At 64.9% G+C, this 17,122-nt stretch carries 15 protein-coding genes, 1 tRNA gene and 1 pseudogene; 11 read left to right on the top strand and 6 right to left on the bottom strand.

Annotated elements, in window-relative coordinates; all coding sequences use genetic code 11:
* Window positions 1-33: 33 nt before the first annotated feature.
* The 4 genes from ABD791_RS12180 (at window position 34) to ABD791_RS12165 (ending at window position 4,014) form a co-directional block, all read left to right on the top strand.
* A complete protein-coding gene (locus ABD791_RS12180) occupies window positions 34-816 on the top strand; it encodes a FadR/GntR family transcriptional regulator (protein ID WP_345066883.1) in 783 nt (260 codons plus the stop codon).
* Complete coding sequence (locus ABD791_RS12175) at window positions 785-1,513, top strand: cache domain-containing protein (RefSeq protein WP_345066881.1); 729 nt, start codon at window positions 785-787, stop codon at window positions 1,511-1,513. Before ABD791_RS12180 ends, ABD791_RS12175 begins: the two co-directional genes overlap by 32 nt.
* Window positions 1,514-1,595: 82 nt before the next feature.
* Window positions 1,596-2,963 carry an NAD-dependent succinate-semialdehyde dehydrogenase gene (locus ABD791_RS12170; protein WP_345066879.1) on the top strand — a complete coding sequence of 456 codons (1,368 nt, stop codon included), beginning with the start codon at window positions 1,596-1,598 and terminating at the stop codon, window positions 2,961-2,963.
* A 673-nt stretch (window positions 2,964-3,636) separates the two neighbouring features.
* Window positions 3,637-4,014, top strand: a complete 378-nt coding sequence (locus ABD791_RS12165; RefSeq protein WP_345066877.1) for a VOC family protein — start codon at window positions 3,637-3,639, stop codon at window positions 4,012-4,014.
* 447 nt (window positions 4,015-4,461) lie between these two features.
* On the opposite strand, the gene ABD791_RS12160 is transcribed toward ABD791_RS12165, so the two are convergent.
* Window positions 4,462-5,508 (bottom strand): LLM class F420-dependent oxidoreductase, encoded by a 1,047-nt coding sequence (locus ABD791_RS12160; RefSeq protein WP_345066874.1) that lies wholly within the window; start codon window positions 5,506-5,508, stop codon window positions 4,462-4,464.
* A gap of 230 nt (window positions 5,509-5,738) precedes the next feature.
* On the opposite strand from ABD791_RS12160, the gene ABD791_RS12155 reads away from it, so the two are divergent.
* Complete coding sequence (locus ABD791_RS12155) at window positions 5,739-7,235, top strand: APC family permease (RefSeq protein ID WP_345066871.1); 1,497 nt, start codon at window positions 5,739-5,741, stop codon at window positions 7,233-7,235.
* A 160-nt stretch (window positions 7,236-7,395) separates the two neighbouring features.
* Here the strand turns inward: ABD791_RS12155 and rplA are convergent, their stop codons facing one another.
* The 5 genes from rplA to ABD791_RS12130 form a co-directional block, all read right to left on the bottom strand.
* Complete coding sequence (rplA, locus tag ABD791_RS12150) at window positions 7,396-8,085, bottom strand: 50S ribosomal protein L1 (protein ID WP_345066869.1); 690 nt, start codon at window positions 8,083-8,085, stop codon at window positions 7,396-7,398.
* A gap of 109 nt (window positions 8,086-8,194) precedes the next feature.
* Entirely contained in the window at window positions 8,195-8,626 is a 432-nt protein-coding gene (gene rplK / locus ABD791_RS12145; protein WP_345066867.1) for a 50S ribosomal protein L11, read from the bottom strand.
* 104 nt (window positions 8,627-8,730) lie between these two features.
* Window positions 8,731-9,651: a transcription termination/antitermination protein NusG gene (gene nusG, locus ABD791_RS12140; protein ID WP_345066864.1), complete on the bottom strand. Its 921-nt coding sequence runs from the start codon at window positions 9,649-9,651 to the stop codon at window positions 8,731-8,733.
* A 107-nt stretch (window positions 9,652-9,758) separates the two neighbouring features.
* Window positions 9,759-10,034: a preprotein translocase subunit SecE gene (gene secE, locus ABD791_RS12135; RefSeq protein WP_345066861.1), complete on the bottom strand. Its 276-nt coding sequence runs from the start codon at window positions 10,032-10,034 to the stop codon at window positions 9,759-9,761.
* A 42-nt stretch (window positions 10,035-10,076) separates the two neighbouring features.
* Window positions 10,077-10,149 (bottom strand) — tRNA-Trp (locus ABD791_RS12130).
* A gap of 295 nt (window positions 10,150-10,444) precedes the next feature.
* Between ABD791_RS12130 and ABD791_RS12125 the strand changes: the two genes are divergently transcribed.
* The 6 genes and pseudogenes from ABD791_RS12125 (at window position 10,445) to ABD791_RS12100 (ending at window position 16,908) form a co-directional block, all read left to right on the top strand.
* On the top strand, window positions 10,445-11,647 hold the full coding sequence (locus ABD791_RS12125) for a pyridoxal phosphate-dependent aminotransferase (RefSeq protein WP_345066859.1): 1,203 nt from the start codon (window positions 10,445-10,447) through the stop codon (window positions 11,645-11,647).
* Window positions 11,648-12,121: 474 nt separating this feature from the next.
* Window positions 12,122-12,712, top strand: coding sequence for a hypothetical protein (locus tag ABD791_RS12120; protein WP_345066857.1), 591 nt, complete (start codon window positions 12,122-12,124; stop codon window positions 12,710-12,712).
* Between the two features lie 155 nt (window positions 12,713-12,867).
* Window positions 12,868-13,737, top strand: a pseudogene (locus ABD791_RS12115) (ABC transporter ATP-binding protein); the annotation flags it as partial.
* Window positions 13,738-14,039: 302 nt separating this feature from the next.
* Window positions 14,040-14,852, top strand: a complete 813-nt coding sequence (locus tag ABD791_RS12110) for an ABC transporter permease (protein WP_345066854.1) — start codon at window positions 14,040-14,042, stop codon at window positions 14,850-14,852.
* A 116-nt stretch (window positions 14,853-14,968) separates the two neighbouring features.
* A complete protein-coding gene (locus ABD791_RS12105) occupies window positions 14,969-16,261 on the top strand; it encodes a sensor histidine kinase (protein WP_345066851.1) in 1,293 nt (430 codons plus the stop codon).
* On the top strand, window positions 16,261-16,908 hold the full coding sequence (locus tag ABD791_RS12100) for a response regulator (RefSeq protein ID WP_345066848.1): 648 nt from the start codon (window positions 16,261-16,263) through the stop codon (window positions 16,906-16,908). The genes ABD791_RS12105 and ABD791_RS12100 overlap by 1 nt, the downstream gene beginning before the upstream one ends.
* The last annotated feature ends 214 nt before the right edge of the window (window positions 16,909-17,122 follow it).

The raw sequence follows: 17,122 nt of genomic DNA, 5'->3' as shown, positions 1-17,122 counted from the left end.
ACCGGATCTTTGCGTGCCCAGTAGATTGGCAGCATGGCGGCTGACCGACGACCCGGAGCGCGCGAAGCGGTCTTCGCGCAGCTCAACGACGCCGGGCGCGCCGAACAGGTGGCCCAACGACTGACCGACGCCATCATCCTCGGCGTGCTGTCCCCCGGTGAACGCCTGCCGAGCGAGCCGGAGCTCGCCCGACGTTTCGGGGTGGCTCTGATCACCGTGCGCGAGGGTCTCGTGATCCTGCGGGACACCGGCTTGGTCGAGACGCGGCGCGGCCGCGAGGGCGGCAGCTTTGTGATCGCCATCGATGCTCAGCACCACGCCCTGCTGCGCACCCGGCTCCGCGGGCTGACCCAGGTCGAACTCTCTGACATCGCGGTCTACTTCAGCGTGATCGTGGAGGGCTGTGCCGCCCGAGCGGCCGTGCGCACCTCGACCCTTGACGCCGAACGCCTCGCCGCCTGGCTGCAGAAAGCGGATTTCACGTCGACCGCTTCCGCCCGCTCCAACGCCGGCGGCTTCTTTCTCGAACTTGCCGTGCTCACCCAATCGGCCCGTCTCGTGCGCGAACAGATTCAGGTGCAGGCCGAGTTCGGCCCGCTCCTCTTTCTCGGCATGGATGATCCGGCGCTCCGTGAGCGCATCGCCGCGGGTTTTCGGGCCGTCGTCCCCGCACTCCAGGCCGGCGATGGCGCTCTCGCCCGCCGTCTGGTCGGCGACCAAGTGCAGTCTCTGGCGGAATGGTTACTCGCGGCGAAGGCGCGTGTCGAGCGAGGAGGGCAGCTGGATGAGACATCCGTTGACGACAACAACGCCTGAACGGTGCGCGGCGGCCGTCAGCGACCTGTTCGACGTCGTCTTTCAGGATCTCGAATCGTGGCGCGACAGCATCGCTCAGGCCGGTGCCTCGACGCGGCCGGCTGAACTCGATGCACTCGTCGAATCGCTGGTCATTCCGTCGCTCACACTGCCCCACCCCACCCTGATCGGCGCTGGATTCATCGCGGCACCGGAGTTCGTGCACGGCCGCGATGTTCACTTCTCCTGGTGGCTCGGCCCCCTCGAATCGAACCCGCTGCTCGGCATCACGACGGTACCGACGCGCCTCGACCTCGGCGCCCGGATCTACACCGAATACCTGCGCGACGTGCGCCAACTCGAGTGGTATTCGATCCCGGAATCGACACATCAACGGCACGTCACCGGCCCCTACGTCGACCATCTCTGCACCTGCGACTACATCTTCACCGTCACGATGCCCGTGCGGGTCGGTCAGCAAATGATCGGCGTGGTCGGGGCGGATGTCTCGGTGCGCCGCCTCGAGACCGCCCTGCTTCCGCTTTTTCTCGCGGCCGACCAGCCGCTCGCCCTCGTCAACGCCGTTGGTCGGGTCGTGATCTCGACCGAACCCACGGTGCAAGTCGGCCAGCTCGCCCCGCACGACGGGGCCGCAGTGGACTGCGCGGGTGTGCCGTTTCGGGTTCTCATCTCCCCTGCAACGCCGTCTCGTGATTAATCATCCGTTGTTATATCTTTGACAACGAGAGTTTGCATCGGCGCCGGTTCCTTAGGCGCACCGACCTGTGAAGGATAGGCCTATGAGTAACTACGCAGTCATCAACCCGGCTACCGGAGAGACCGTCAAGAAGTACGAGACGATCACGGATGCCGAACTCACCGCAGCGATCGCAGCCGCCGATGAGACGCACCGCACCTGGTCTCGCTCAACGAGTGTCGAGGAGCGCGCAGCGCTCATCCGCCGCGTGAGCGAACTGCACCTGGAGCGTCGCCAGGAGCTCGCCGAGATCATCGTGCGCGAAATGGGCAAGCCCATGGACCAGGCGCTCGGCGAGGTCGACTTCAGCGCCGACATTTATGCCTACTATGCCGATAATGCGGCCGATCTGCTGAAGGACGAATCCATCACGCTGCTCGCAGGCGAGGGTTCGGCGCTCATTCGTCGCAGCTCGCTCGGGGTGCTGCTCGGCATCATGCCGTGGAACTTCCCGTACTACCAGGTCGCCCGCTTCGCCGGACCCAACCTGATCATCGGCAACACCATCCTGCTCAAGCACGCCGAGCAGTGCCCCGAGTCGGCCGCCGCGATCGCGCAGATCATGCACGACGCCGGTTTCCCGGCTGGCGCGTACACGAACATCTACGCGTCGCACGATCAGATCGCGACGATCATCGCCGACAAGCGTGTGCAGGGTGTCTCGCTCACCGGCTCGGAGCGCGCCGGTGCCGCGATCGCTGAGATCGCCGGCCGCAACCTCAAGAAGGTCGTGCTCGAACTCGGCGGCTCAGACCCGTTCATCCTGCTCTCGACCGACGACCTCGACGAGACTGTCGGCGCCGCCGTCGCCGCCCGCCTCGACAACAACGGTCAGGCGTGCAACGCCGCGAAGCGCTTCATCGTCATCGAGGAGCTGTACCAGCCGTTCCTCGACAAGTTCTCCGCGGCGATCGCTGCGGTCGAGCTGGGTGACCCGACTCAGGACGGCACCGGCCTCGGCCCGCTCTCCTCTGCAAAGGCCACCGAGACGCTCATCGAGCAGGTTGACCGCGCGGTCGCGCAGGGCGCAACCCTGGTCACCGGTGGCACCTCCGAGGGCAATTTCTACGCCGGCACAGTGCTCACCGATGTGCAGCCGGGCTCCGACGCCTTTCACGAGGAGTTCTTCGGCCCGGTCGCTCAGGTGTTCAGCGTCGCCGACGAGGCTGCCGCGGTCGCCCTGGCCAACGACACCCCGTTCGGCCTGGGTTCCTACGTCTTCACGACCGACCCGGAGCAGGCGCTGCGAGTCGCCGACGGGATTGAGGCCGGCATGGTCTTCATCAACGTGGTGGGTGCCGACGGCGCCGAGCTGCCCTTCGGAGGAATCAAGCGTTCGGGTTCGGGCCGCGAGCTCGGCCGTTTCGGCGCCGACGAGTTCGTCAACAAGAAGATGATCCGCATCGGCTAGCACTGCGTTTCGCCGCTTTCGAGCCCGTCGAGTTCCGCCCCGCGCGACTCGACGGGCTCGATCTGTTTCGCCGCCCTGTTTCGTCGCCCTGTTTCGTCGCCCTCTCGCCCACTCTCGTCTCGCGCGCGTGCGCTCAAAACGTCGCCTCGCCGGGCATCCAGGCGACGATTCGGGCGCACGCGCGAAATCTTCCCCGTCTCTTCTTCGAGTGCGGGCAATCGGTGCTCTGACCTGACGCAGAGCGGCCATCTGGCTGCCCTGGCGAACCTGACAGTCGCCATCCGCCCGCTTTCACTGGCCCTCTCGCGTCGCTTCTGCCCACGCGTGCGCTCAAAACGTCGCCTCGCCGGGCATCCAGGCGACGATTCGGGCGCACGCGCGAACCTGGCTGTCGAAACCGGCGCGGATGCGTAACCAACTCAGCCGGAATGACAGCACGACGTCCACTCCCATTCGACGGAGATATTGCCTCAAACAGCCCCTTTACGGCCAAAACAGGGTGATTACGTGAAAATCTCCGTCGAATGGGGGCTCCCAACCATGCGAAGGCCCCGACGATGCGAGGTTGCGACGATGCGCAAGCTACGGAGACGGCTACGGCCATAGCCACCGCTCTCGACAAGTCCGACCTTCGAGGCGGATGATCAGGGTGAAGGCCATGAGGGAGGTCACCATGGAAATTCTGCAGGTCGCCCAGCACGCCGACAATCTCGACCGCGCTGCTGCGTTCTACGAGGCACTGCTCGGCGGACCGCCGGCCGCTCGATTCGACCCGCCTGGCCTCCTCTTCTTCAACGTGGGCCGGTCCCGGCTACTGCTCGAGACGGCTGCAGCCCCTGCGCTGATCTATCTGCAGGTCGACGATGTGCGCGTGACCGTCGACGCCCTGCGCGCGCGTGACGTCGAGATCATCGATGCGCCGCACGTGATCTTCACTCACACCGATGACACCCTGGGCCCCGCCGGCACCGACGAATGGATGGCCTTCATCCGGGACAGCGAGGGCAACACTGTCGGCCTCGTCAGCCACGAACCGCGCCACGACCCGTAACGGGCTAAGAGATCGACTCGCCGGGTCTCGAGCGCAGGGGCCGCTGTGCTGCATGGTGTTGGACGAATATCACCATTTCGGTGGTCGAGCGAGCGTCAGCGAGTGTCAGCGAGTGTCTCGAGACCTCGCGAGCCGACGTTCAAACGCAACCCGAGCTCAACGATTGGCGCGCGAGATCTCGAGCTATTGGGCCGCTGCGCGGCATTGTGGTCAACGAATTTGACCATTTCGTTGGTCGAGGAGGCCGCCCGCGATCGGGTCGAGACCTCGCGAGCCGACGTTCAAACGCAACCCGAGTTCAAGGATTGGCTCGCGAGATCTCGAGACGCGTGCTCGCAAGCTCGCGCGCTCCTCGATCAACGAAAAGGCCATATACCCCATAGAAATGGCCCCTACACCTCATAGACACGGCCGACTCCGTCGGCTACTCCTCGACCAACGAGATTGCTACAACGCGCCCGTCAGCTCCTTCAGCAACGCGATCTGCTGCAACCGACCCACGGCATCCTGCGCCAGCGGCGCGACATTGAGCGACGTCACCCCGGCCTCGGCGAACGCGGCAAGGCGCTCGGCAACGAAACTCTTCGGGCCGATCAGCGAGATCGCTCTGACCAGCTCATCGGGCACCGCCGCCACGGCCTCTTCTCTGCGGCCGGCGAGATAGAGGTCCTGAATCGTCTCGGCCTCCGCCTCATAGCCATACGAGCGAACCAGGTCGTTGTAGAAGTTCTTTCCGCGCGCGCCCATCCCCCCGATGTAGAGCGCCAGTTGCGGCTTGACCGTGGCGAGCAACGCCTCGGTGTTCTCGCCGATCGAGAGAACCGGGCTGGCATGGATGTCCAGTGGTGGCAGCGCGGCATCCCGCAGCGCAGCGCCGGCCGCGAGCGACGCGCCCCACACCGACTGCGCCTTCTCGGGGTGGAAGAAGATCGGCTGCCAGCCTTCGGCGATCTCGGCGGTCTGCGCCACGCTCTTCGGCCCGAGCGCCGCGATGATGATCGGGATGCGTTCGCGCACCGGCTGGTTGATCAGCTTGAGCGGCTTGCCGAGGCCGGTGCCCTGGCCGGCCGGCAACGGAATCGTGTAATGCTCGCCGTGATATTCGACCTTCTCGCGGCGCCAGACCATCCGGCAGATCTCCACGATTTCACGGATGCGCGACACCGGCGCGTCGTAGGGAACCCCGTGGAACCCTTCGACCACCTGTGGTCCGGATGCCCCGAGGCCGAGCGCGAAGCGCCCGTCAGACACATAGTCGAGGCCCGCCGCTGTCATCGCCGTCAAGGTGGGCGTGCGGGTGAAGATCTGCACGATGCCCGACGCAATGGTGATGGTGTCGGTGACGGCAGCCAGATAGCCGAGCTGGCTGACCGCATCAAAGGAGTACGCCTCAGGTACCGAGATCTGGTCGAGTCCGGCCTTCTCGAGTTCTGCCACCTCAGCCGCCGCCTCACGGAAGCCACTGGAGTAATTGATCGCCATTCCGATGCGCATCTCGCTCCTTCGCGTTGTCGCCCCCGAGTCTACGGTCAGGCCGAGTCGGCGTGGGACTGCACTTTCGACCGGCACGAGCGGTGCCGATGGCTGCGCGAGCGGCGCCACCGAATTCAATCATCCGGTTCTATAGCTTTGGGGGCGCCCCCGGCAGTATGTTTGGCACACACAATGAGGTGTCGCTGGCCGCCCTGGCCCGTGCGCCTTGCGGCTTGAACCGAAAGGTCACCATGTCAGTGAAAGTGCCAGCCCAGGAAGGCCTCGGCGACAGCGAGCACCTCAAGGTTCTCGGTTACGACGACTCCTTCAACCGTTCAATGACCCTCTGGGCGAACTTCGCCCTCGGCTTCACCTACCTGTCGCCGCTTGTCGGCGTGTACTCACTCTTCGCCGTGGCACTCTCGATCGGCGGCCCGCCGTCGATCTGGTGGCTCGTCATCGTCGGGTCCGGTCAGCTGCTCGTCTCGCTCGTCTTCGGCGAGGTCGTCTCGCAATACCCGATCCACGGCGGCATCTATCCGTGGACACGGCGCCTCTGGGGCCGACGCTACGCCTGGATGGCCGCCTGGGTATACATCTGGGCCATGATCGTGACGATCACCGCGGTGGCCGAGTTCGGTTCGGGTTTCGCTGCGAGCCTCTTCGGCATCGAACACACGAACGAGTCCACCCTGTTCATCACGCTCGGGTTTCTCCTCGTCGCGCTGGCCATCAACTTCACCGGCACCAAGTGGCTCTCTCGGGTCGCCCGCATCGGCCTGGCTGCAGAGCTCGTCGGCGTGATCGGCGTCGGACTCTACTTGCTCATCTTTCAGCGTAAGCAGGAGTTCAGCGTGTTCTTCGACACGATGGGGGTGCAGGGCGACGGCAGCTATCTTCCCGCCTTCCTCGGTGCCGCTCTCGCCGGCCTGTTTCTGTTCTACGGCTTCGAGGCCTGCGGCGACGTAGCCGAGGAGGTCGAGAATCCGGCCAGACGCATTCCGGTGGCGATGATGATGACGATCCTCGTCGGCGGGGTCTCTGGCCTGCTCGCATTCGGCGGCTATGTGATGGCCGCACCCGATCTGGCGTCGATCGTCAACGGCACCGACACCGATCCGATCCCCGGCATCCTCGAGGCGAGCCTCGGATCGGTGGGGGCGAAATTGTTCCTCGTGATCGCCATCACGGCCTTCCTCTCCTGCGTGCTGAGCCTGCAGGCCGCGGCGAGCCGTCTGCTCTTCTCGTTCGCGCGCGACGGGATGATTCCCGGCCACCGCTGGCTCTCGAAGGTGTCGCCGACGAGCAAGGTGCCGAGAAATGCGCTCATCGTGGCATGCACCGTACCCGCCCTGATCTGCATCCTCATCTGGGTCAACAACGACCTGCTCGTTCCCGTGACCTCGTTCGCGGTGCTCGGCATCTACGTTGCGTTCCAGATGGTCGTGCTCGGCGCGCTGCGGCAACGGCTGAAGGGCTGGAAGCCGGCCGGACCGTTCTCCCTCGGGCGCTGGGGCTTCGTCATCAATGTGGTCGCCCTGGCGTACGGCATCTTCGCCATGGTGCTGTTGGCGATCCCTGGCACCACAGGCGACTTCTTCACCGACTACGTCGTGTTGATCGGCCTCGGCATCGTGGCCGGAACCGGGTTGCTCTATCTGTTCATCGCCCGGCCTGACAAGAAGTCGGATGCGCCGGAGGGCGACGCCATCCTGGTGGCCGAGAAGCTGCGGGCGATGGCCGACTGAGAAACGGATGCGCTCGGCCAAGCCGGCCGGGCGCATCCGTTGGTCAGCAACGACAACGCACCCGTCAGCATCCGGCAGTTGACGACGCCAACGCACCCGCCAGCAGTTAACGACGAAGGGCCCGTCTGACGACGGGCCCTTCGAACTATGGTGCGACTACTTAGATGCTGTTCACATCGAGCGGGATGCCAGGACCGAACGTGGTCGAGACAGCACCCTTCATGATGTAGCGGCCCTTGGAGGAGCTCGGCTTCAAACGAACGATCTCTTCGAGAGCGGTCGTGATGTTCTCGTTGAGCTGCTCAGCGGTGAAGGATGCCTTACCAACGACGAAGTGCACGTTGGAGTGCTTGTCGACGCGGAATTCGATCTTTCCACCCTTGATGTCAGAAACGGCCTTCGCGACGTCAGGCGTCACGGTGCCGGTCTTCGGGTTCGGCATCAGACCACGCGGGCCGAGGACCTTACCCAAACGGCCGACCTTACCCATGAGCTCAGGGGTCGAGACGGCGGAGTCGAACGCGGTGTAACCGGCGGCCACCTTCTCGATGAGCTCGTCGCCACCCACCTCGTCGGCGCCGGCTGCGATTGCAGCCTCGGCGGCCGGGCCGGTTGCGAAGACGATGACGCGGGCGGTCTTACCGGTACCGTGAGGAAGAATCACGGTGCCGCGGACCATCTGGTCTGCCTTGCGCGGGTCGACACCAAGCTTGAGGGCAACCTCAACGGTCGAGTTGAACTTGGCTGAGCCGGTCTCTTTTGCAAGAGCGACAGCGTCGGTGGGGGTGTAGAACTTGTCGGCTTCGATCTTCTCGGCCGCGGCCCGGTAGGCCTTTGACTTCTGTGCCATTTGAATCTCCTGTGATGGAACTTGAGAGTGTGGTGCGAGCCTGGCTGGCTCTTCCACGTGCCTGTCGGCGAAATACCGGTCGGCGCAATGCTTGGTGGAGGTGGAGGGGTTAGCCCTCGACCGTGATGCCCATGGAACGGGCGGTGCCGGCGATGATCTTCGACGCAGCGTCGAGGTCGTTGGCGTTGAGGTCAACCATCTTGGTCTCGGCGATTTCGCGAACCTGAGCCTGGGTGAGCTTGGCAACCTTGACGGTGTGCGGGGTTCCGCTGCCCTTGGCAACGCCAGCGGCCTTCTTGATGAGCTCCGCGGCGGGCGGGGTCTTCAGAATGAACGTGAACGAGCGGTCCTCGTAGACCGTGATCTCAACGGGGACAACGTTGCCGCGCTGGGATTCGGTTGCTGCGTTGTACGCCTTGCAGAACTCCATGATGTTGACGCCGTGCTGACCGAGCGCCGGACCAATGGGCGGTGCGGGGTTGGCGGCGCCGGCCTTGATCTGAAGCTTGATCAGACCAGTAACCTTCTTCTTCGGTGCCATTGTTCTTCCTTCTTTTGATGTTCGAGTGGCCACACGGACCACTCTCCCGGTACCCGGATGGGCCCCGGTGGTTCAGAAACCGAGGGGCATGAGCCCCGTCGATACTAGAGCTTGGTGACCTGGTCGAAGCTGAGCTCGACCGGGGTCTCACGCTCGAAGAGCGAGACGAGCACGATGAGCTTGCCGCTCTCCGGCTTGATTTCGCTGATCGAGCCGGGCAGGCCCGCAAAGGAGCCTTCCTTGATGGTGATCGTCTCGCCGATTTCGAAGTCGATCTCGGCCGCGATGACGCGAACCGGAGCCTTGCCGCCCTGGCCAGTTGCGCCCTTGGCAGACGGGACATCCTTGATCTCAACCAGGCTCTTCAACATGCCGAAGGCCTCTTCGAAACGCAGCGGCGTCGGGTTGTGGGCGTTGCCCACGAAGCCGGTGACGCCCGGCGTGTGACGAACGACAGACCAGCTGTCTTCGTTCAGGTCCATGCGAACGAGCACGTATCCGGGGATACGAACGCGGGTGACCATCTTGCGCTGGCCGTTCTTGATCTCGACGACATCTTCCATCGGGACCTCGACCTGGTAGATGTAATCTTCCATGGCCATCGACTGCTTGCGGTTCTCGATGTTCGACTTCACGCGGCGTTCGAAGCCGGCGTAGGAGTGAATCACGAACCACTTGCCCGGTGCGAAGCGCAGTTCCTTGCGGAACTCTTCGTAGGGGTCGTCGGAAGCTTCATCTTCGTCTTCGACTGCTTCGACGGCAGCGTTGGCCTCATCGAGGGAATCGATGTCGAGCGCATCGTTCACGAGGGCGTCGGCTTCGGGATCTGCGGACTCGGCGAGGGCGTCGAGTGCGGCATCGAGGCCGTCTTCGTTCTCGTCGATCATGTGTACGGCAACCTGCTCGGCGGCTTCTACAGAGTTTTCCTCGGCAGCAAGGGTGTTGCCCTCCTGCGCCTCGTCATCCTCGGCGGACTGCTCAGCGGCGGTCGCCCAGTCAACGTCGTCGTGATTCGTCTCAGACACAAAATCTCAATTCTTCTCTATTGCACAGGGCACGAATGCGTGTCCCGAACAGCGTTGCCATGACTACGGTTGACGATCAGTCGCAAGCCGCCGCAGGCAGCGGTTGGTTAACCGCCCGGAGTTCCGAACACCCATGTCACGGCTAGCGCGAACACCCAGTCCATTGCGTACACCAGGGCCATCACGATGGCCACGAAGACCAGCACGACGCCGGTGTAGCTCAGGAGTTCTTTGCGGGTCGGCGTTACTACCTTGCGGAGTTCGGCCATGACCTGCTTGATGAACAGGGTGAACCGACCGAAGGGGCCGCGTTTGGAGTCGCGGGCCGTCTTCGCGTTGGCGACGATTTCCTCACTGGGTTCGTCGATAACTTTTCGGGCCACCTGTTACACCTTTCATGGGCCGGTAGAAAGACCACCGACTTGCAGGGCGGACAGGACTCGAACCTGCAACCTGCGGTTTTGGAGACCGCTGCTCTACCAATTGAGCCACCACCCTATGGATGTGAAACCGGTTTGCTCCGCTACACCCCCATTTGGCGAAGGGCCAAAATGGGCGCAAAAAAGCATGGTCGATTTCAACTACCTCGGTCAAGTGTAGGTGACTGAGCCGGCTCTGTAAAGCTGAGCCGCCGGCCAGGTCACCCAGCCCCGGACATCCGTGGCTGTCTGCTTCACCTGAACCCCGGCGAAACGCCCCTGATCCGAAATATTCTTCGGGGAGTGATTCGCGCGGTGCAGCTTCTATCGTAACCGCTCTGTTCGAGTGCCGCACGCCCCCGTATGCTCGTACCGTGACACACGAACTCAAGCGAATCTCTACCCGCGTCGGCTCCATTGCAGAGTCGGCAACCCTCAAGGTCGACGGTAAAGCGAAAGCCCTGCAGGCTGCCGGTCGTCCGGTGATCAGCTTTGCCGCCGGGGAGCCTGACTTCCCGACGCCGCAGCACATCATCGACGCAGCTCTTGCCGCGGTGGTCGACCCGAAGAACCACCGCTACACCCCGGCGGCCGGTCTGCCCGAGCTGCGCGAGGCCGTCGCTGCGAAGACGCTGCGCGACAGTGGCCTCGAGGTCTCTCCGAGCCAGGTCGTCGTGACCAATGGCGGCAAGCAGGCGGTCTACCAGGCGTTCGCGACGCTGCTCGACCCGGGTGACGAGGTTCTCGTTCCGACGCCGTATTGGACCACCTACCCAGAGGCCATCAAGCTGGCCGGCGGTGTGCAGGTCGACGTCTTCGCCGGCAGCGACCAGAACTACCTGGTCACCGTTGAGCAGCTCGAGGCCGCGCGCACCCCGCGCAGCAAGGTGCTGCTCTTCGTCTCGCCGTCGAACCCGACGGGCTCTGTGTACTCACCCGAGCAGACGAAAGCGATCGGCGAGTGGGCTGAGGAGCACGGCCTCTGGGTCATCTCCGACGAGATCTACCAGAACCTCACCTACGACGGCGTGCGCGCGGTCTCGATCGTCGAGGCGGTTCCGGCCCTCGCCGACCGCACCATCCTGGTCAACGGTGTCGCGAAAACCTACGCCATGACGGGTTGGCGTGTGGGCTGGATGGTCGGCCCGGCCGACGCCATCAAGGCCGCCTCGAACCTGCAGTCGCACCTTTCGTCGAACGTGTCGAACATCTCGCAGCGTGCGGCGATTGCCGCGTTGAACGGGCCGCAGGATGCCGCGCTCGAGATGCGGGAAGCCTTCGACCGCCGTCGCAAGGTGATCGTCGCCGAGCTCAACAAGATCCCCGGAATGGTCACTCCGACGCCGCAGGGCGCGTTCTATGTCTACCCCGACGTGTCTGGCCTGCTGGGCCGCACCTGGGGTGGCGTCACGCCGACCACGTCGCTGGAGCTGGCCGACCTCATTCTCGACCAGGCCGAGGTGGCTGCGGTTCCCGGCGAGGCGTTCGGCCCGAGTGGCTACCTGCGCTTCTCCTACGCGCTCGGCGACGCACCGCTGCTGGAGGGCATCCAGCGCTTGCAGCGCCTGTTCGCGTAGCGAGCCTCACTTTCCGTGAGGTGCCAACATTTGCTAGTTACACGCGCGTCTGACTAGTAAAAGCTGGCACCTCACGAGCCCTGTGCATAACTCGCGCGCGGCAGAGGTTGAGTCGGGCATTCTGCGGGAGTGAACGCACGGATCCCCCTTCCCTCTGGTCTGCCTGCGACGGGCTTCACCGTTTCGGCAGCCCGGGCCGCGAAAGTGCGTGGGCATCGGCTGCGCGCGAAAAATCTGGCGCATCCGCACTGGGGAGTTCGCCTCTCGGCGTCGCTCAACCTCACGTTTTTCGACCGATGCCGCTTGCTGGCCGCGGTGCTTCCGGCGCACGCGTTCTTCTGTGGGGCGAGCGCAGCCGCCCTCTGGGGCATGCCATTGCCTCTGCGGTTCGATAACGACAGACAGCCCAATCTTGAGATCGGGGTCGCACACCCAGCCCGCGCCATCCGTCGCCAGAATGCACGCGGGAGACGCATGCAGATCTCACCGACGGATGTGACGGTGCAGCGGGGTGTGCCGCTCACGACCCCGGCACGCACCTGGTGCGATCTCGCTCTGACCCTCTCGCTCGGGGAACTTGTGGCGGCCGGCGACTACCTCATCTTTCATGAGCAGCCAATCGTGAGTCGCAGAGAGCTCCTCGACGCAGTGATCTCGCATCCGGGCCGTCGCGGACGCCGAGTGCTTCGGAGAGCGCTGGAGCTGCTGAGTGAGTTCTCGGAATCGCCGAAGGAGTCCGAGCTGCGCGTGATCGTCGTGACCTCCGGTCTGCCGACTCCCCAAGTCAACCCGGAAATCTACGACGAGCACGGCCGTTTCGTCGCGCGCGTCGACCTCTACTTTCCTGAGGAACGGGCGATCTTGGAGTATCAGGGCGATCAACATCGCACCGACATTCGGCAGTGGCGTCGCGACCTCACGCGTCGGTCCGAGCTGGAGTCTCTCGGCTACCACTACGCCGAGGTCGCAGCCGACGATCTTGAGAACGTCGCGCCTCTCATCCGTCGCATCGAACGAAACCTCCGCGCCCGTGGATGGCGCGGTCCCGCGATTTCTGACCCGTGAGGTGCCAACTTTCGCTAGTGCAGAGCGCGTTCAACTAGCGAAAGTTGGCACCTCACGGGTGGATGGGGCTTTCGAGGGCATCCATCGACCGGTTGATAGCGGAATCAGCCGGGTCACGGCTACCGCCGAAGGGCACCGGCTGGGAGTCTGGGACTATGCCTCTGAACAGAGTGAACCAGAACGAACCGGTTGTGCACGTGCGCGACCTGCAGAAACGCTACGGCGACGTCGACGCGGTGCGCGGCATCAGCTTCGATATCCGCGCGGGTGAGACGTTCGCGCTGCTCGGCCCGAACGGTGCGGGCAAGAGCACGACGATCGAGATTCTCGAGGGTTACCGGGATCGCTCCGCCGGCGAGGTCTCGGTGCTCGGCATCGACCCGCGCCACGGCAACCGCAGCTGGAAGTCGCGGCTCGGAATCGTGCTGCAGTCCACCGGCGAAAGCGGCAACGTCACGGTGACCGAACAGCTGAGCCATTTCGCCGGCTTCTACCCGCATCCGCGCAGCGTCACCGAGGTCATCGAAGCCGTCGGTCTCGGTTCGAAAGCGAAGACCCGCATCAGCAAGTTGTCGGGCGGGCAGCGTCGTCGAGTGGATGTCGCGCTCGGCATCATCGGACGCCCGGAACTCCTCTTTCTCGACGAGCCGACCACGGGCTTCGACCCGGAAGCACGGCACCAGTTTTGGGATCTCATCCGTTCATTGAAGGCGGAGGGCACCACGATTCTGCTCACTACCCACTACCTCGACGAGGCGGCGCAGCTCGGCGATCGGGCCGGCGTGATCGCCGGCGGGCGCCTGATCGACCTCGGCGGAATCGACGAGATCGGCGGGGCAGCCGCCCGCATTCCCTTCGTGCGCTGGCTGGATGCGACGGGGACGCGACAGGAGAGGCGCACCGAGCATCCGGGCCGGGTCGTCGCCGAGCTCGTCGCCGCACTGGGCGGGGAACCCGCCGAACTCGAGGTCGTGCGTCCGAGCCTGGAAGACGTCTATCTCGATCTGGTGCGCACCGCCGACGCGGCAGATGCCGCTGCTGAGCAGGCAACGCAGGCAACGCAGGCAGCTGCGCACGCAGCCGGACCGAGCGCCGGTGCCGCCCCGCAGCCCGGCCGAGTGAACACCGGTCGAGTGAACACCGGCCGAGTGAACACCGGTCGAGTGAACGCCAGCCAGGTGAACACCAACTTCACGGCAGCCGACCGCGCGACCACTGACATCCCTCGCACCGACCGCGCCCGAGACTCCGCGACCGATTTCGACGCCGACGCCGACGCCTACACAAACACTGACGCCGACACAGACACCTCGACGGAGATCCGCGCATGAATGCCCTCGCCCTCGGCGCCTCTCGCGTCAGCTACGAAACCCGGGTCTACTTTCGCTCGCCCGACACGCTCTTCTTCACGTTTCTCTTTCCGGTCGTCATGCTCGGAATATTCACCACGGCCTTCGGCTCGGCCGGCAACGTCGGCACCGCCCCAGACGGCACCGGCGGCATCAGCGTCGGCGCGTATTACCTGCCCGGCATGCTCGCGGCCGGCATGCTGCTCTCCGGCCTGCAGAACCTCGCTGTCGACATCGCGACAGAGAAGGGCGACGGCACCCTCAAACGTCTCGGCGGAACCCCGCTCTCACCCCTGAGCTATTTCATCGGCAAGATCGGTCAGGTCTTTGCGACCGGGATCCTGCAGGCCGCGCTGCTGTTGGCCGTCGCCCACTTCGTGTTCGGGGTCGACCTGCCGCAGAATGCCGGCAGCTGGATGACCTTCGCCTGGGTGTTCGTGTTCGGCACGATCACTTGCGCTCTGCTCGGGATCGCCCTCTCGTCGGTTCCGCGTTCGGGCAAGAGTGCGACTGCCGTTGTCATTCCGATGGTGCTGCTGCTGCAGTTCATCTCGGGCGTCTACCTGCAGTTCTACATGCTGCCGGAGTGGATGCAGAACCTGGCCAGCCTGTTTCCGCTCAAGTGGATGGCGCAGGGAATGCGGAGCGTCTTTCTTCCCGAGAACTTTCAAACGCTGGAGCCGTCTGGCTCCTGGGATCTGCCGCTCGTCGCCCTGAACCTCGGCATCTGGCTGGTCGTTGGTGTGGTGCTCAGTCTCGTCACGTTCCGGTGGATTCGAAAGGATGCCTAGCCCGCGCGTGCGCTCAAAACGTCGCCTGCGCGCACGGCAAGGCGACGATTTGAGCGCACGCGCGAGGGAAGTGGGACGAGAGCGCGGCGAGCAACAGAGCGTGGGAAAGTAGACGAATGACAACCGTGCGCTGGTGGGACCTCGCGTTCATCGGCACGCTCGCCATCATGGCGGTCGTCGCCGTCTTCGCCTGGGCGCCCAGCGAGGCCTCCCGGATCGGCGCCCTCATCACCCTCGCCGTGATCGGGATCTGCTATTTCGCGTTCGGTCGCCGTGGGCTCGACGAGCAGCGCGCATCCGTCGCCTTTCGCGTCGTACTGATCGTGGGCTGTGGCGTCGCGGCGTTCTTTTCGCCCAGCCTTGCGTCGATTCAGGCCTTCGCCTTTCCGTTTCTCTGGGCGCTGACCCCGTCGCTGATCGGCTGCATCGTGTTGAGCGGAACGCTCGCCGTGTCGGTCGGCCTCGGGCTGGCCCTCGGCCAGGGCGGCAGCCCGGATGCCGTCATGCAGGCCGTCGGCATCGAGTCGCTGTCGTTCGTCTTCGCGATCGTTCTCGGCCTGTGGATCACCCGCATCGCCCTGGACGGCGAACGCAACCGGAGCCTGCTCGAACACCTCACCGCGGCCCAGGGCGAGCTGGGCGAGATGCACCGCGCGGCCGGACGGACGAGTGAGCGGGAGGCCTTGGCCCGTGACATCCATGACACGATCGCGCAAAGCTTGACGAGTCTGGTCATGCTGGCCGAACGCGCGCAGGGCGAGCTGGCGGCGATCCCCAGCGACACCACGCGGGTGAACGCGACGACGCAGCTCATCGAGTCGACCGCGCGCGATGCCCTGGCCGAGGCCCGCAACCTCGTCGCCTCGATGTCGCCCGTGCGCGGCAACGATTCGACTCTGGCCGAGACCGTCGGCCGCTTGGCCACCCGGTTTCAACAGGAAACTGGCATTCAGGTGGATGCCACGGTGACAGCCACAGATCTCGATCGCGAACTCGAGGTGGTGCTGTTGCGCTGCGCCCAGGAGGGCTTGGCGAACGTGCGCAAGCATTCGCGGGCAAGCGTCGCGTCGGTCACGATTCGCACGGAACAGGGAACGACGATGCTGGAAGTGCGCGACAACGGACGGGGGTTCGCGGCTCGGCGGAGCGGGGCCGGACGCGGCAGCGCGAGCGAAGGCGCCAGCGAAGGCGCCAGCGAAGGCGCCAGCGGCACCGATACCGGCACCACGGAGGCGAGCGCGCCGGGGTCCGAGACCGGGGTTGCGTTTCCAGACGGAGCCGACGGCGGCTTCGGTCTGGCGGGCATGCGCGACAGGGTCGGACTGGTCGGTGGCACCCTCGATGTCGGCCCCGGCGACGACGGCGGAACTGTGCTGCGCGTGAGCCTGCCGGCCGAGCAGGAGTTCTGATGATCCGGGTGCTGGTGGCCGATGATCACCCGATCGTGCGCTCCGGAATCGTGGGATTGCTCGGAGCGGCCGACGACATCGAGGTCGTCGGCGAAGCGGCCGACGGTCAAGAAGCCGTCGAGCTCGCCGCAGCGCTCGCCCCCGACCTCGTGCTGATGGACCTCCGTATGCCGCGTCTCGACGGCGTCGCCGCCACCGCGCAGATTCTGAGCGGTGGCCCGACCATTGCCGGCACCCCCATCCGTGTGCTCATCCTGACCACCTATGAGACCGACGACCAGATTCTCGGCGCGATCGAGGCCGGCGCGAGCGGCTATCTGTTGAAAGCCGCGCCGCAGGCCGAGATCATCGAGGGCGTGCGCCAGGTCGCACGCGGCCAGAGCGTGCTCGCGCCGTCGATCGCAGCCCGGCTCGTGCGTCGAGCGACGACACAGGCGACGGATGCGCCGGCTCCGCCCCGGTTGTCGGAGCGCGAGCTGCAGGTGCTCCGGTTGGTTTCTGCCGGGCAGAGCAACCCCGCGATCGCGCGATCGCTATTCATCAGCGAAGCGACGGTCAAGACGCATCTCGTTCACGTCTTCGAGAAGCTCGACGTGCGCGACCGAACGCGAGCGGTCACTCGCGCGATGGAACTCGGCGTGCTGTAGCGCGGCATCCGTCGTCGAGTGCGTGACAACGCGTCTCGTAGCTCGCGCTGCTCGCCTTCGCGCCCGCACTCGCGAACTGATCGCCCACAAAGAAAGGCCGGGCCGGGTGGGCAACAAGCTCGAAGGCTGGCCCGCGACCTCGAAGGTCAATAAATTACCGGTCCGGTGGTGTGACCCATTCGACGGCACAACCATCGAGTGGAAACCTACGTCT

Source organism: Glaciibacter kafniensis (assembly GCF_039538945.1).
Taxonomy (GTDB): domain Bacteria; phylum Actinomycetota; class Actinomycetes; order Actinomycetales; family Microbacteriaceae; genus Cryobacterium; species Cryobacterium kafniensis.
This window is presented reverse-complemented; position numbering and strand designations above follow the sequence as displayed.

Bases quoted from the DNA above. Each gene is read 5' to 3' on its own strand.
- ABD791_RS12165 (WP_345066877.1), top strand. From the start codon at position 3,637: ATGGAAATTCTGCAGGTCGCCCAGCACGCCGACAATCTCGACCGCGCT.
- ABD791_RS12175 (WP_345066881.1), top strand. From the start codon at position 785: ATGAGACATCCGTTGACGACAACAACGCCTGAACGGTGCGCGGCGGCC.
- ABD791_RS12100 (WP_345066848.1), top strand. From the start codon at position 16,261: ATGATCCGGGTGCTGGTGGCCGATGATCACCCGATCGTGCGCTCCGGA.
- ABD791_RS12110 (WP_345066854.1), top strand. From the start codon at position 14,040: ATGAATGCCCTCGCCCTCGGCGCCTCTCGCGTCAGCTACGAAACCCGG.
- rplK (WP_345066867.1), bottom strand. From the start codon at position 8,626: ATGGCACCGAAGAAGAAGGTTACTGGTCTGATCAAGCTTCAGATCAAG.
- ABD791_RS12120 (WP_345066857.1), top strand. From the start codon at position 12,122: ATGCAGATCTCACCGACGGATGTGACGGTGCAGCGGGGTGTGCCGCTC.
- rplA (WP_345066869.1), bottom strand. From the start codon at position 8,085: ATGGCACAGAAGTCAAAGGCCTACCGGGCCGCGGCCGAGAAGATCGAA.
- ABD791_RS12160 (WP_345066874.1), bottom strand. From the start codon at position 5,508: ATGCGCATCGGAATGGCGATCAATTACTCCAGTGGCTTCCGTGAGGCG.
- ABD791_RS12155 (WP_345066871.1), top strand. From the start codon at position 5,739: ATGTCAGTGAAAGTGCCAGCCCAGGAAGGCCTCGGCGACAGCGAGCAC.
- ABD791_RS12170 (WP_345066879.1), top strand. From the start codon at position 1,596: ATGAGTAACTACGCAGTCATCAACCCGGCTACCGGAGAGACCGTCAAG.
- ABD791_RS12105 (WP_345066851.1), top strand. From the start codon at position 14,969: ATGACAACCGTGCGCTGGTGGGACCTCGCGTTCATCGGCACGCTCGCC.
- ABD791_RS12180 (WP_345066883.1), top strand. From the start codon at position 34: ATGGCGGCTGACCGACGACCCGGAGCGCGCGAAGCGGTCTTCGCGCAG.